General features: G+C 53.8%; 14 protein-coding genes and 1 other RNA gene. 3 read left to right on the top strand and 12 right to left on the bottom strand.

Annotated elements, in window-relative coordinates:
• Nucleotides 1-298: 298 nt before the first annotated feature.
• The 7 genes from DKB71_RS34880 to DKB71_RS34910 form a co-directional block, all read right to left on the bottom strand.
• Nucleotides 299-979, bottom strand: coding sequence for a Bax inhibitor-1/YccA family protein (locus tag DKB71_RS34880; RefSeq protein WP_408602268.1), 681 nt, complete (start codon nt 977-979; stop codon nt 299-301).
• Between the two features lie 113 nt (nt 980-1,092).
• Nucleotides 1,093-2,796, bottom strand: a complete 1,704-nt coding sequence (locus tag DKB71_RS34885; protein WP_408602269.1) for an inverse autotransporter beta domain-containing protein — start codon at nt 2,794-2,796, stop codon at nt 1,093-1,095.
• Between the two features lie 106 nt (nt 2,797-2,902).
• The gene (locus DKB71_RS34890; protein WP_408602270.1) at nt 2,903-3,097 is read right to left on the bottom strand and encodes a hypothetical protein; all 195 of its coding nucleotides are present in this window, start codon (nt 3,095-3,097) and stop codon (nt 2,903-2,905) included.
• Nucleotides 3,084-4,475: an exodeoxyribonuclease VII large subunit gene (locus DKB71_RS34895; protein ID WP_408602271.1), complete on the bottom strand. Its 1,392-nt coding sequence runs from the start codon at nt 4,473-4,475 to the stop codon at nt 3,084-3,086. The genes DKB71_RS34890 and DKB71_RS34895 overlap by 14 nt, the downstream gene beginning before the upstream one ends.
• A gap of 11 nt (nt 4,476-4,486) precedes the next feature.
• The gene (gene smpB / locus DKB71_RS34900; protein WP_408602322.1) at nt 4,487-4,960 is read right to left on the bottom strand and encodes an SsrA-binding protein SmpB; all 474 of its coding nucleotides are present in this window, start codon (nt 4,958-4,960) and stop codon (nt 4,487-4,489) included.
• A gap of 83 nt (nt 4,961-5,043) precedes the next feature.
• Nucleotides 5,044-5,437, bottom strand: a transfer-messenger RNA (tmRNA) gene (ssrA, locus tag DKB71_RS34905).
• A gap of 357 nt (nt 5,438-5,794) precedes the next feature.
• Entirely contained in the window at nt 5,795-7,045 is a 1,251-nt protein-coding gene (locus DKB71_RS34910) for an RNA-guided endonuclease InsQ/TnpB family protein (protein ID WP_408602307.1), read from the bottom strand.
• A gap of 94 nt (nt 7,046-7,139) precedes the next feature.
• On the opposite strand from DKB71_RS34910, the gene DKB71_RS34915 reads away from it, so the two are divergent.
• The gene (locus DKB71_RS34915; RefSeq protein WP_408602272.1) at nt 7,140-8,210 is read left to right on the top strand and encodes a hypothetical protein; all 1,071 of its coding nucleotides are present in this window, start codon (nt 7,140-7,142) and stop codon (nt 8,208-8,210) included.
• A 39-nt stretch (nt 8,211-8,249) separates the two neighbouring features.
• Here the strand turns inward: DKB71_RS34915 and DKB71_RS34920 are convergent, their stop codons facing one another.
• Entirely contained in the window at nt 8,250-8,921 is a 672-nt protein-coding gene (locus DKB71_RS34920) for a hypothetical protein (RefSeq protein ID WP_408602273.1), read from the bottom strand.
• A 126-nt stretch (nt 8,922-9,047) separates the two neighbouring features.
• Nucleotides 9,048-10,175 carry a hypothetical protein gene (locus DKB71_RS34925; RefSeq protein WP_408602274.1) on the bottom strand — a complete coding sequence of 376 codons (1,128 nt, stop codon included), beginning with the start codon at nt 10,173-10,175 and terminating at the stop codon, nt 9,048-9,050.
• Nucleotides 10,176-10,299: 124 nt separating this feature from the next.
• Between DKB71_RS34925 and DKB71_RS34930 the strand changes: the two genes are divergently transcribed.
• Complete coding sequence (locus tag DKB71_RS34930) at nt 10,300-10,941, top strand: hypothetical protein (RefSeq protein ID WP_408602275.1); 642 nt, start codon at nt 10,300-10,302, stop codon at nt 10,939-10,941.
• Between the two features lie 2 nt (nt 10,942-10,943).
• The gene (locus DKB71_RS34935) at nt 10,944-12,245 is read left to right on the top strand and encodes a hypothetical protein (protein WP_408602276.1); all 1,302 of its coding nucleotides are present in this window, start codon (nt 10,944-10,946) and stop codon (nt 12,243-12,245) included.
• 42 nt (nt 12,246-12,287) lie between these two features.
• Here DKB71_RS34935 and DKB71_RS34940 read toward each other — a convergent pair whose 3' ends face one another.
• The 3 genes from DKB71_RS34940 to DKB71_RS34950 all read right to left on the bottom strand — a co-directional run bounded on the left by DKB71_RS34940 (nt 12,288) and on the right by DKB71_RS34950 (nt 14,579).
• Entirely contained in the window at nt 12,288-12,572 is a 285-nt protein-coding gene (locus tag DKB71_RS34940; RefSeq protein WP_408602277.1) for a hypothetical protein, read from the bottom strand.
• A gap of 64 nt (nt 12,573-12,636) precedes the next feature.
• Nucleotides 12,637-13,371 carry a hypothetical protein gene (locus DKB71_RS34945; protein WP_408602278.1) on the bottom strand — a complete coding sequence of 245 codons (735 nt, stop codon included), beginning with the start codon at nt 13,369-13,371 and terminating at the stop codon, nt 12,637-12,639.
• A gap of 59 nt (nt 13,372-13,430) precedes the next feature.
• Entirely contained in the window at nt 13,431-14,579 is a 1,149-nt protein-coding gene (locus tag DKB71_RS34950) for a hypothetical protein (protein ID WP_408602279.1), read from the bottom strand.
• Nucleotides 14,580-14,584 lie beyond the last annotated feature (5 nt).

A 14,584-nucleotide genomic window follows, 5' to 3' on the forward strand; every position in this document is an offset into this window, starting at 1 on the left:
TACGCCAATCGCGAATGCAAAATATGCTGTTTTCCCGCTTTGACAAACCAGAATGTAAACCAGAAACCCAGCGCTCCAACGGATAGGTCGCCATAAATCTTTTGGCTAATATTGACACCCCAAAGAGAATTGGGTACATTACTCGGACAGGCCCAAGGTTTTCTCCGTTTCCTAAGCCTGTATGCCAAGTCCGTTCCCCAAGCTTCCACGGATAAGGTTGCTCCACTCGCTTACCTGCGAACCCTGCTACACGAAATAAGGCGCCGAAAGGCGCCTTTTTTCGTTGCTGATCAAGCCGTCATTTGTTGCCTGAGAATGAGCTCAGAATGCTTAGGAGGCTTAAAAAAAGGTTATATATTGACACGTATAACGAGACACACGCTAAAACGTAGTTCGTTTGCCCGCCATGAATGATCGCGCTCGTCTCGAACAGAATCGCAGCACAGGAGAACAGGACGAAGCCGACTGACAGCGCCAGATGCAGACCAGGGATCTGGAAGATCATGCCCAGGATGACGCCGGCCAGTAGCACGACGAAGCCTGCGACCAGGAACCCACCCAGGAAGCTCATGTCCTTACCGGAGCGTGTCACATACGCTGACAGCGATAGGAAGGCGACCGCCGTCATCAGGAAGGCGTTGGCGATGAGCGTTCCGCCGTTACTCAGGTGCAGGACGCTGTTCAGGATCGGGCCGAGTGAGTAGCCCATGAACGCCGCGAGCAGGAAGGTGAACAGGATCGACTTCCCCGAGTCCTTGGTCTTGTGGATCATGAACAACAGGCCGTAAAAGCCGACGAGGGTGATGATAACACCCGGATGCGGAAGACCCAGCTGCTGAGAGATCAGCGCCGCGATGGCAGTTACGCCAAGGGTGGCAGACAGAAGCTGGTAGGTTTGGCGCAGAACTTTGGAAAGCCCCGCGCTATCAAGATTGTGCGCAGGAGCAGAACCCCTGGCTTTACCAAAATGGGTGGCCATTCTATTGGATCTCCACAGTTGATGACCGAAACACGGTCTCGCTAGTGTCAGTCTATGGATGCCAGGCGTACGGATCAAGCAACGTTGTGTTACCGATTTTCACAGAACAATTGCTAGATATTGGTTTCGAACACTTCCCCCGGTGTGATCGGATTGCGGTTATCGAGTGCCAGGGCGGAGTTCGACTCTATGATGGTGCCGAGCTGGGCAGAGGCACCCTGCGGCTCTTCGACGGTGATCAGAACCTTCTGCGTGGAGCTGCTTGCCACCTCAAGGATTGCCCTGCCGTCCCTACCCGTCTTCACGTCCTTCGACATGACGTCTGCATCCCCGCTGACCCGCCACCGGATCTCGCTGTCGGGCACAGGCTGCCCATCAGGCCCTTTAAGGGTCGCAGTGAACCCTACAATCGTCGAGCCCAGTAGTGCACTGACACTTACTGATCGTTCGATAGTGAGCTTGAGGGAATCAACATAAACCTGGAGAGGGTTGGACTGCACAAGGTTGCCGGCACCGTCAGTCCCGACTGCTTTGAGCGTGTAGCTATTGGACGCCCCTGCCCTGTATGGCGGAAGCCTCAGCCCACCATTGGCCCCGCCGCCGTAAACGGTTGCATAGGGGCCAGCAGTGCCCACCCACGTCACATTCTGAATCGAGCTACCAGATACTGTGATCGGAAACGACATCACTGAGCCGGCGACCCCATGCAGCTCTGTTGGGATTTTTATCGACCCTTCTGCGTTGCGATGGTAGTCCAACACAACGTCGTTTCGCCTGGCAATGAGGTCATAGCGTGCATTCGATAGCAGTCGACGTGATTTCACTGCTCGAGGAGAAAGTTGTTTTTCAATCGGCGTCCCCAGCTCGAAGCTCAGTCCCACCGTGATGAACGTCTCCGAAAGCCCGTCCTGGCCACGTTGGTAATCAGCACTCAGCGATACAAGAGGAATGGGTGTATAGCTCATACCCACCGTGGTGGATCTCGGGTTCTTCTGGGTCAGCGTATTACCAAAAAGCCCGACATCAGACCCGTAGTACTGCTCATAGATAAGTTTGGAGCCGAGCTGCGGGTATTCAGGGAGGAATGCCTCAGCCCTTAGATCCCAGCCTGTCGCGGAGCGCTCGCTGCTGCTTGCTAAAACACTGTCCCGATCCTCGCTCAACCGGCGATAAGCGTTTCCAGAAAGCTTGAGGTAATCAGTCCAGGCCTCAGCACCCAGACCAAGCCGTGAGTTACGGCCTGTGATGTCCCGGTCGTAAAACGTGTTCATCCCGAGCATCCAGCGGTCAACTGAACGGCGTAGGCCCAGCCCTACATTGGCGATACTGCGGTAGTCGTCGGCACCGAGGCTTGATCGTCTCATCCCCATCTGGGTGAAAAACAACTGCTCATTGGTATCTACAAGAGGGAGAAGCAAATCGAAACTGCCCGTGCGGTATCCGTCCACCCCGCTACCCATGGCCAGCTCTGCGGTTGCATGATGCCTGGAGAACCACTCCCTCACAGCTGAGCTGGCGCTAGAGTTCGCAAGACCGGCCACAGCATCCTGTAGCTCCTCGACGCCATTGGCCTGGCGATTCAGTCGGCTCCCTATTGGACGCCAATCCAAACCATGCCACAGGTCGTGGAATACTCCCTGCCGTCTTTCCGGAGCTTGCATAGCCTCAGCGCCGGGCTTGTAACCAAGATTTGGAATCGAATAGGCGTCTTGATCATCGTCGATGACCAGGCGATCCTCACCGCCGCCAGAGAATATGGAAGCGTGTGCAGTACCCGGTGTCGTGACAAAAGGAATGGCGGTGGCAAAGGTCAGCAAGCGTAGTATCCCGCCGACCCGTCTGGGAATGGTCACAATCAAAAGCTCGGAATATCGCCCGGCGCTACTTTGTGGGCGACGGGCTTCTCAGTGAATTTTGGCAGGATTATTGGAAAAGGGAGTCCAGCACAGCCACGCCCTCTTCTACCGCCTTGATCCTTTCGCTCAAATACTTGAGGCTTTCGAATCCCTCTTGTACGAGTGGCAATACCTTATCGATATCTTGCTCAATCGCACCGAGCTGCTCGACGCCGGCGCTCAATCGATTGAGGTGGCTCATGTAATCTTCACTTTTGCTCATGCTTGACCGCCTTTACTTCAACACTGATGGTGCCGTCATGCAGGGTCACGTCAAGGTGATCTCCGACACTCAGGTCTGATACGTTACGAATGTACTTCTCTTCGGTTTTTACGAACCCGTAGCCCCTGGCGAGGATCTCGACCGGGTTGATGCCCCTTAGAAACGCTGCGTTCCTCTCAACGTTCCTCTGAGCCTCTGTAAGGCTCGCTCTCGCATTCCGGAACAGATCCTCACGCAAGCGGTTGATCGTGTCCCTGTGGAGCTTTGTGACCGTGTGAGCACGATGGCTGAGCGTACGCGCCAGATCTTTTACCTGGGCGTCAGCATGATTAACCGACTTTGTGGCGCCGTTGACTAATGCAACGTGCTTGGCATTCACCTGGGCCTTGGCCTGCTCCAGTTGGCGGGTAGCCTTTGACACCAACAAGCTTCGCAGCATTTGGCATTCTGACTTCGAGCGGGTAACCACCAGGTTGGCCAGGGAGAGTAGCTTCTGGAAATCGGCCTTCGCTCGTTGCGCGTTCCGTATGATCGTGGTGCTGATATGAGCACCCAGAAGGCTTGGTGTGGCGAAGCTGTGATTTGCGACTTCGTCGATGAGTACCTTGTCCCTCTCGTGGCCAATGCCGACCATGATTGGAACAGGAAATCTGCAGATAGCCCTGCACAGGCGCAGTTCATTGAGCTGATAGAGCCCGGCTTTGTCGCCCCCGCCACGAATCAGCACTACGGCGTCGAAGGGTTCTACCGTCTTGTGGATTTCCAAGATTTTGACCAACTGACCAATGATTTGGTCGCCTACGTTGTTACCCTGGAAGGCCGATGGGAAGTAGTGAAACTCACACAACCCTAGAGACTGAAGCTTGTCGGCGCCGATCCTGAAGTCACCAAGACCCGCAGCCTCAGCCGGGGCGATGACTGCCAGGCGGCAGAATTCAACGGGGCTTTTGAGACTGCGGTTCAGATCCCATTCACCTTTGGCTTTCAGGCTGGCACGAAATTCATTGAGACGGGCCTCCATGTCACCAACGGTGAAGGTAGGATTTATGTCCTGGATATCAAGTGACAACCCATAGATTGGATGGAACGTCGGGCGGGCCTTGAACAGAATCTTCATGCCCTTGGTAAGGGGCCGGCCAGTTACCTTTTCGAACTTGGCCAGCAGATTGACGTTCTTCTCCCAGATGGTGCCGCGCCCTTTGGCGACTTCCCTCCGGTTAGCGTCATACTCGACGAGCTCGAGGTAACGGTGTTTGCCGTTACCCACCATCAACACTTCGGCAGTCATCCACAAGCCGTCAGTGAAGAGCATGCCCACGGCTTCTTTGACAAGGCCCAAGACCTGACTTATCGGTGTGCCGGCAACGTCCTCACTCATCGAAAAGCCCCTTAACCCTTACGGGCCATCTTGGTGGCTTGCTCAATCTGCTTTGCAGCATCCCGCGCCTTCTCGGTGTCACGCTTGTCGTGGTTCTTCTTGCCCTTGGCCAGGCCGATGGTTGCTTTTACCACGTGCCCTTTCCACTGAAGCGAGAGCGCCACACACGCGTTTCCGCGTTGTTCTACGGCGGAGACGATGCGATCCAGCTCTTTGCGGTTCAGCAGGAGCTTGCGAGTGCGCAGTGGATCGGTTTCCACATGCGTGCTGGCGGTCTGAAGCGGCTGAATGCTGCAACCGATCAGAAACGCCTCGCCGTGCTTGAGCACTACGTAGCAGTCGACGATCTGCACCTTGTTGGCGCGGATGCTTTTGACTTCCCAGCCCTCTAGCTGGATGCCTGCTTCAAAGGTCTGCTCAATGGTGTAATCGTGTCGAGCCTTACGGTTCTGCGCGATCATGGACTGCTGTGTTTCCTTACTCATATTTCGGAATCTCTTGAGATCAGCCATTTGTTATCGGGCGGAAACAAAAAAGGCGCCTTGCGGACGCCTAGTTTGTTGAATTTTGGTGGAGTCGGGGGGATTTGAACCCCCGTCCGCCAGTACTCCGCTGTCGGTACTACATGCGTAGCCATGTCTACTAAGTTAATCCGCAGCCGCCCGATTGGCAGGGTGCTTTGGACGAGTTACGTACTTTTTAGCCCCGTTGTCCGCAACGTACTCGGGTGGCGATCCTGTTCTGCATGACGATCACTTCGGGTTTACAGGCATCCCCTAGTGATCGCTGGCACCGAAGTAGCCAGAAGGGCGTGTCAGCTACCGTTAGGCAGCGAGACGGGCACCCTCGAAGGTATTGTCATTGGCAACTATAAGAAGTTGCAACAGTGGATTTACGAGTTCTGTTACCAACTCGGCATGCACCTAAAGTTTCATCACCGGCGTCGAATCCAAAACGACCCCATGGACGGAACTATAATCATGTATTGCCCGACCGTCAATAGATGATCTATTAATTTTTTCGCTTGGCTGCTGATATCATCGAAAGTAGAGCATTCGAGGACAGGCAATGACCAGCATCAGACCCAACCGCAGGATGGAAAACGGTAAATATGTCGTCTACAACAAACTCTTATTCAGCGGCGTCCTGTTCGCCGGGGGACGCGACGGGTCTGAGGTCAGACCCACAGACGAAAGCTTTGCCGAGATCAAGCATCTCGCAACCCAAGAGGGCACTGCCTTGATGGCATTGACATCCTCCCCCACCTCGACCTGTTGGTCGCCGCCTATTGGCGGAAAGGAGGGGGATTCTCTACGGCGTCAGGCTGCTTGCGCGGCCTGCTCGCTTCGATGGGTTCCTGCTGCTGACGGCCTGACAGCGCCGTTCACTTCACAGATTATCTGGCCAATGTCCTGACCTTTGAACGGTTTCAATCCGCGCTCACGGATGTTCTTCGCCGCAACCAAATCAGCATTCTCGGTGTGGCCGCAGGCCACGCAGAGAAACAGGCTCTGGCTTTTTCGATTGTCGGCACTGATGTGCTCGCAGACCGGACATTTCCGGCTGGTATTCGCCGGTGGTACCGCCACCAGCCAACCGCCTTGCCAGGCCGACTTGTAATCCAGCTGACGGTCAAATTCGCCCCAGCCCTGATCCAGGATCGCTTTGTTCAGGCCAGATTTGGCTCGGACATTGCGCCCCGGTTCTTCCAGGGTGCCACTGGCAGACCGACTCATGTTGTTGATCTTCAGGTCTTCGACACACAGCAGCGCGTGGTTTTTGCTGATGCTGTGGGACATCTTGTGAAGGAAGTCGTTGCGCACGTTGGCGATCTGGTTGTGGATCCTCTGAACGCGGGCTTTCGCCAGTTTCCAGTTACTGCTGAATTTCACCTTGCGGCTCATCTGGCGTTGGGCTTTGGCCAGGCGGCGCTCATGCTTTTTGAAACTATTCAGAGGCTGCACAACCTGTTCGGCATGCCCATCCCACAAGGTAGCGAAACGTTCGATGCCGACGTCGATACCCACCGCTGTCGCGGATGGGTGGCGCACCTGCGACACCGCTCGCTCTGTTTGGATCGAGACGTACCAATGACCGGCCTTGAGGCTGACGGTGCAGTTCTTGACCAAGCCTTCGACCTTCTGGCTTTTGCGATAGCGCAACCAGCCCAGTTTCGGCAGGCAGATACGCTCAGAAACCTGGTCAAGCTTGATCGATTTCGGTTGAGGAAAACGAAAACTGTCGCGGGCACCTTTCTTTTTGAAGCGCGGAAAATCTGCACGTTTTTCGAAGAAATTGGTGTAGGCCCGCTCCAGATCCTTGAGTATTTGTTGCTCTATGTCGACAGAAGCTTCGGCGAGCCAGGGCGTTTCTGAGCTGTTGCGCCAAGTGGTCAATTCTTTGCAAAGGCCGGCATAGCCCAGTTTCTTCTGACCTTCGTTGTGGAGAGATTGCTGAAGCGCCAGGCCCTTATTCCAAACCACGCGAACGCAGCCAGCGAACTTGCGTAGCAAAATACGCTGTTCTCCGGTTGGCTCTAGCCTGAATTTGTATGCCTGAAGTCGCTTCATCATTAATACTGTTTGGATATACAGGTCAAGCATATCACCGCTTCGCGGTGTGCGCTATCCCTCACCGCCCTGAAGGACGGAGCTTCCCGCGCTCTTGGTGAAGCTTGAGCACGACGCGATCAGCTGGGCAGTGAGCAACATCCACGATCAGCAGTATTTCGAGCAAATCCAATACCTGCTCAACTCCCATCGGCTTATGCACTCCCCTACCAGGTCGCAATGTCATGAGCAGGCTGAACGTGACGGTGCTGCGCTGGCCGCTGACTCCGTGGGATTCATCGCTGGCTTAAGCGAACGCGAAGCCCAATATCTCCAGAAGGAACTGGTCATTAGGGACGATAGCGCTTTCTTGACTCTCAAGGACATTTCAACAGCCCTTGAAGAGCTCACAGACGAGGTAAGCCGTCACGGCTTTAAGATAAGGGCTGTCTACGACCACTACCAGACAAGTAAAGACGCGTTCACCCCTGACCAGGCGTTGGCTATCAAGCGTGCGGTTGGTTTGCGCTGCCTGGCCGGCAAGACGGCTTTCAAGCAGATTCGCTCAATGCTCAGGGAAAAGCACAAGCTCTCTGAGAGTCAGGTGCAAAATGAGTTTGCCGATGCCCTTGGCACGCTTGAATGGCTTAAGCCACGCGATTTGGACTTCACAGAGGCCGTCTACGACGGAAGGATCACGATTGCCCGGTTAGCTGCGTTGCGTCCTCTCGCCTCTATCCTGGAAAAGCTCATCGATGCTCCAGCGCGGCCTTTGACTGCAAAACACCTCTGTCACCACCCTTCCCTTATTCTGACCTTGGCGCAAACCTGCAGCGGTGAGCTTGCCACGCGGGCGGCACTCTATGTTTCCCAGGCACTGATGAACCCAAAGCTGCATGGCAATACCGCGCTGCGTCCACTGATTGAGAGGTTGGAGGGGTATAGGAGCCATCCAGAAGTGCACTTCAACCTGTGCATGCTCAAGCGAGCGAATGGCTTGATGACGACGGAGGATCTGAGGGGGAGGCTTAAGCCATACAAGGATGCTGCATTGGTAACCGGCTTGAACAAAGTCTTCAAACACCCGGCAGACCTGACCATGGCGCTAAATGAGCTAGCGATTGCCATCCCGCCTGCACTGCTGCGGCGGAATGGGAAGTCGTTTACGCAAGATCTTGGTGTGTAGAGAGGTCGTAACTCCAAGGCCAGCGGCCTTGGCTATCGCTTAAAGCTTACTGCCCAGCACCTTGGCAATCGCCTCAGTGCGCTCCATGTTTTGTCTGATTAGACACTTCGTCAGGTCTTCGAAGTAATAGTCAGGGTTGATCAGGGCGCGAATGTCGTCGGACAGGGCGTCGATCTCAGGCTGAAAGAGGCTTGGCTGGGTTTCCAGGTAAAGCGCGATGGTTTCAAGCGGGAGGTGGCGATAGACCTGGGTCACGTTCCCCTGGGCTCTCAGACGCTTTACCAGGAGATCGAGGGCACCAGGAAAGGCGTTGCTTGGTGCTACACCCTGGAGGAACTCAGCAGGATCGAAATCCCACTTTTCCCCGCCCGTAACGATACGCTCTGCCAACGCTGCCCGGATCGGTGCGTCCAACTGCACCCATGCTGCACCGTCAAAAATCATGCAGCTGTAGAGCAACCTGACCGGCATGCCCTTCTCTTCGACCCAGTCAATCAGCTGCTGGTTGCCAGCGGCACTGTAGATCAGCATTGCCAGGATACGTGGAGAGGTGCTGCCGCTGGAAAGGTAAGCCTGAACGTTTTCCTTGCAGGTGCGCTTTTGCAGCATAGGATCGATCAGATTATCAAAAGCCTCCTCGTCCAAGACCACCGGGTCATTAGGGTGAAAAACCTTTGAGAGTGCCCGATCCAAAAGCTGAAAATCGTACATAAACCGCCCATTAACTAAGGGATCCCCACCAGGGTCGCAGGTGGGGTTCATTTCTATGACAACCATTCTAGAGCAATTCAAACATTGAGCAACAATTGTCAATCAACCAGAGCCGACACCGCTCTGTTATAGCGAGAATTCCAGGGGTTCCAGCTCTTTGGTCACCTTCACTTCGGGTACTGCTTTGATGCTGCCCACGAGAGAAGATTTGGTCAGGCCACAAGTGTCTTCCAAGGACTTGCCGTGCTCACTGGATAACACCCAGTCCCCACTCAGCAAGACAACAGATTCGCCTAGGCCCTCAACAGAAGCGGATCCGTTGAACCACTCGTTTAAACTGATCAGACCACCTGTCAGCACGTTATCCGAGAGAGGGTCGATGGTTTTCAGGTCATTGGGGGTCAACGTGCCGACCCAGCAAGGAAGTACCCCACCATTCCCACCCGCGTTATCAAAGAAATCATCCAGTTCGCTGAGGTCTTTGAACACAGGCCCAAGTGCATTGATAGCTGGGTCAAGCGTCGGATCTTTGATTCCGGAGATCCAGGCATCCATCAGCTCGCTATTGCGGTGGTCGAACCCCTTGAACTCCATGAAATCAGGAATCGATACTCGCAGCAGGTTCAATAAAGCCTGCTCACCACGACCGGGATTCTTGCAGTCTTGAATTTCTTCAGCGGAAATGTCGAAGTCCGAAAGACCGTCTTTTCCTGGTGTGTACCCAGGAACGAACAGCATAGGGATCTGCAGCTTGCCAATGGCATCGTAAACCGTCGACCAGTCGTGTCCTTCCATTTTCTCCCTGGTAACGGAGCGGACTTCATCAAAGAGCTCGTCAATGTCAGCGACTGGGCCATCATGCTCCTCCATTGCCTCGTCAATCGCTTCATAGAGCTTTGTGAAATCGGTGTCCTCGTATAGGGCATAGTCATGCTCATTGTGCTCACAGTCCTCTCCATTCAGAGCTAACGCAAGCGCATCCCCCAAGACATCCTTCCACTGTGTGTAAGGTGTGTCGCTGCTGATGGCTTCCCGAGCGTCCTTGCGATACTGCGCCAAGGCTTCACCAACGCCATCAGCCAGCGTCCTCAGCTTTTTCTGGTCGAGATCGTGATCGATATGCTCAAAGCGAAGACCGTACTTATCTTGCGCATAAGCGTCGATAAATGGGGCCAAGCCGGTCACCCACGATTGCGAGCACATCGGATCTTCGATGATCATCTCGTGGCCATCAAACTCAAATTCGAGCGTCATCTAAACACCTGTTATCCAAAAGATTTCTACCAGTATGCGTGTGGCGCAATTTAATCATCAATAAGTATTGCGGCAGCTACAAATCCATACCTAAACTGTAAGATATCGCATTCAGGACACCATAATGACCAGCCTCAAAGCACTGCCCCAGGAGGTTCTCGAAGAACTTTATCTGACCATCCCTAAATCCATCCCTCGGGACGACATCGTCAATGCCCTGGTTGATGACGAAGGGAAGCGGCTGGAGCTTGAGAAGGTCGATGGACACACGATCCGGGAGCACCTGAGCGACTACAAGCAGCGCCTGCTTGGGTTTAGCACGATCAGCCTGGCTGAATTGGCATACGAGACGTGCGTGCTCAACGACACGTTTGACCCTGCGACGAACCAGGTATGGCTTGACCGTGCCGGCAAGTACAAGGTTAATCCAAATGACATTTACCGTCATTTGTTCGCCGATGGCGTGTACGCCCTCAATGAGAAGATCCGTGGGTTCGCTGGTACTGCCGCAGAGCGCCGCGATATCAGGCGCCAGATCGAGCACATTTGCTCAGAAGGACGCGGTACCGTGAGCCTGGGCATGGGTGAAGTAGCAATCACCTTCAGCGCGGACAAGAAAATGGCCAAGGTCAGCAAACAAAGCAAAGATATTGACGATGTGATCGGTCATGTCGACCGGGTCAAGGGGGCTTTCTCCCAGTTCGTCGAGCATTGCCTACCAAACACACGTCGTGAACGCGATTTCACGCCAACCATGGGGTTCTAATCATGCGGCTGAAAGAGAACGAAGAGCGGTACATCCTGGAGAGTGCCCTGCCCCTGCTGCGTGCAAAGCTCGACAAGATCAACGAGAAGCTTCAAGCCGCCAAGATTCCGCAGATCTCGCTCACAGCCGGCGAACCTCACATCAGAAAATTCCGCTCAGGTATGTTCTTCGGCGGTCTGCCTGTTGTGAAGGTTGAGCTTTCCAGGGCCGTCGCCGCGCCTATTGGTGAAGTGAAAGTTCTCGCATTGACGAAGATCGATAACAAGACCGAGTTCATGGAGCACAAGACCTTTACGAAGCTGACCCCAGAACAGGATGAGAAAATCCGACTCGCTGAGGCGCCATGCTTGTGCGATCACTGCAATCGGAATCAGAAGAGGGTCTACATTTACACCCTTGAAACCCCGGACGGCGTGAAACGTGTTGGCAGTGGCTGCGTAGAAGGCTACACCGGCTTTAACTTCAAGATCTGGCAAGCCGCATACGAGAAGGCGGTGGAAGCCGTCGACAAGTACGTAGAGATCGATTTTGCTGCTGTGCAGGCGCATTCGGTTCTACCCGTAGATGCCTTCATGTGCGAAGCCGCATTGCAGACTGCAAAATACGGGTACCAGACAAGAGCCGACCACGGTATCTCCACCGGGCAGGAAAGCTTCAGCGAGCTTACCGTGAAATTCGATGCCCTAGAGGCCGGCGAGTTTTCATACCCGCCTGAGACTGTCGAGCTGGTCGAGAAGGTTAAGGACTTCTTCCGCGAAACTGAGTTCGACGTGACAAAGCGTGATATCGACTACTACGCCAACATGCGCGCTCTGATGCAGTTCGGGCATCTGACTACCCGCCAGGCCAGTCTATTGGGCAGCACCATTGTCCATTACCAGACCCAAATGGCGAAGAAGGCGAAGGTCAAGGATGGACAAGAACTCGGTAACGAATTCTTCGGCACCGTGAAGGATCGCATCCCCCTGAAAAACCTCAAGGTCGATAGCGTATGGGCTGATCACGGTCAATTTGGCCTGACGACCAAAATCACGATGTTCGACGATAAGAATCGCATGTTCGTGTGGAAGGCATCTGGTGGCTTTGACGTCAAAGCGGGCGATGTTGTTCACCTGGTAGGCACCATCGCAAAGCATGAGACCTGGCACTCCAAGAAATTGGGCAAGGACATGCTTGAAAACTCGCTGCAGCGCTGCAAATTCCACACTCTGGAAGAGATCGATGAACTGATCAGCGCGGCAAACTCGCCGAAGGCCAAGCGTAAATCGAAGGCGCAAGCTGTAGAGCTTCAGCCAAGCGTGTAGAAGCGCAAAAAACCAAAAACCCCGCCTGGCGGGGTTTTGCTTTTACAGCTTCGGATCTTCGGCAATCCCCATCGCTCTGAGGAGTACGCTCTGGTGGCCATTGTGCTGAGCCTCCCGGATGAGATCTCGCAAGAAGCTGTCGATGTCACCTGACCGGAGCAGCATGCGCATGTGGCGTAATTGGTGACCCATCGCCAAATGCTCGTTTGCACCCAAAGCGCGGTAACTGCTCGGCGTATCCTGGACAGCAAGGAGCATGGGGACTTTATGACTTGAACACAGTGTCATCAAATGCGAGATGCACTCTTCAATTTCCGCATTCGGCATTGGCCAACTCCCCTTCTTTTTTACATCATTCTACCGTTTATCGGGGGAGTTATAAAGGAAATGGTCACACACCAAGTTCATGCTGAAACAGCTTAACTTTCATCTCTGGAGATAAGTGTTTACGCCAGTTTTTTGAAAGCTCCATGTGTTCCTGAAGTTTCAACAGATGGTGCAGGTCAGAAGTATTTTTGAGAAGGCGCTGCTTCTGTGGCGCCGTCATCACCCCGGACGCAACGACAAAGTAGCCTCTGATATCGCTTTCATCTGCGCGCTTCACCAGATCAAAGCCATCGGCGTAGTCAGGAAAACTGAATACTCGTTTCCACGGCAACTTGTGACTCTTAGCCACGCGAAGGATGAATTTCTTGGAGAACTCGTTCGGCTCCCGCGTGTAGTCATCGAAAACCCTTCGAAACAGGTTCTCGCCTGGCATAGCGCCTCTGTCGAAGGCCTCAGACGCCATCTCCCAGTTTTTTATCTGTACCGGGAAGATCAGCGCCCTCAAACCTTCATCGGGGCGCATGCGCTTCGGTAGCGCGTCTGAGAGCTCATGGAGATGGTCAGTGCGGAAGGCTTGGGCCTGAATGTCGTCGATGATCTCCCAAAGCGAGTTTCTGGCCTTTGGAACCTTCAGGTATGCCTTCAGGAAGACCCAGGCGTCATGCATGGCGGCAGCGAACATCACAGCCTGATACGACGTATCATCGGTTAAAGTTGAAACAAGCTGTCGCATAAAGGCAGATTTTTCTGCCTTCTCTAGCGTTCCAAACGTTTGCAACGGCACATGATCGACAAACATGGAACAATTCCCAGCAATCCTTTGGTCGAGGATAGGAACCATGCTTTCAGGTGTCAATACTAGACACCCAGGTCTACCCTGAATTTAATGGCCTTGTCGGTAAACTTTTCAAGTAAACGCACAGGAATCGCATCTTTTACGATCAAGTGCTCACGCTCCTCCAGCTTAAGCGAATTGATGTACTCTTTAGCAAATCCTCGTTTTTCCATTTCCTCGATATGGTCAGCATCGATTGAGTAAGGAATAATCACGTTTCGGATTTGCTTCACATCCGAGTACTCGTTCTGGATCATCCGCATGTAGTGATTTTGTTCTGTTGGGCTGGAGTATCGATCCGGCCCTTTCATTGACGTGATGCGATCCAAGTACTTGGCGTGTTGGGGAGTACCAAGCAATTTGGTCTTCAATGCGAGCGTAAACAGCTCACGTGGCGCTGGGCTGTCCGTGTAATTGAACAGGCGCGGTAACGGCAATGGAGGTAGATCGTAAAATTGCATCTCCCCTACCAGCTTGCTGTAGTACCGCTGCAGGTGCGGTGACATTTTGGCCGGGCTCTCGGGAATCATGGCAATCACTTCACTCCAGGAATCCCCCATCGACCTTGCCATGTCTCTGAACATGTTGTGCCCGTGCTGTTCAACACCTATTCGATGTTCATCGTGACGGGCATGCTTCTCCTGGTGTTTGGTATAGCGCGTAAAGCCAGAAAATATCCCAAGCACGGCAAGATCTCGCTTTTCAGGATCCATGGCGCCGGCAAGCCAGTTGCCAGACAACAGGCCAGGAACCTTTAGGCAGCGGACAGGATCAAGTGCGAGGAGCCCATTGAGCGTCTCGAATGAGTCGGTCGCGCTGAATGAGAAATTCGTCGTGCGCTCTCGATGGGCGCTTTGATTCCTGAAGTCAAAATTCTCGAAGAACCTCATTGGCTCGGCGTGTATGGCTTCAGCCCATACCTGCATGCAGCCTTTGTGTTCGTCGAAACGACCTTTTTCGCAGAGCTCCTGAAGAAAGCTCTCTACCCGATCCAGTGCTTTACCGTGATGCAACCAGAATGGAGCCTGCCGCTGAAACGCGGTGACAACGCCTTTTTGGTGCTTCAGCGACTCAAGCTCATCAGTCCTGATTTTCAGGTTCCCCATGCGCTTGTCGTAGAGCTTTTCCATCTCAAGGGCGTACAGAGGATGCTGAGTTATGTTCCAGGACATGATGG

The organism is Pseudomonas sp. PLMAX, from assembly GCF_046042685.1.
Lineage (GTDB): Bacteria > Pseudomonadota > Gammaproteobacteria > Pseudomonadales > Pseudomonadaceae > Aquipseudomonas > Aquipseudomonas putida_AE.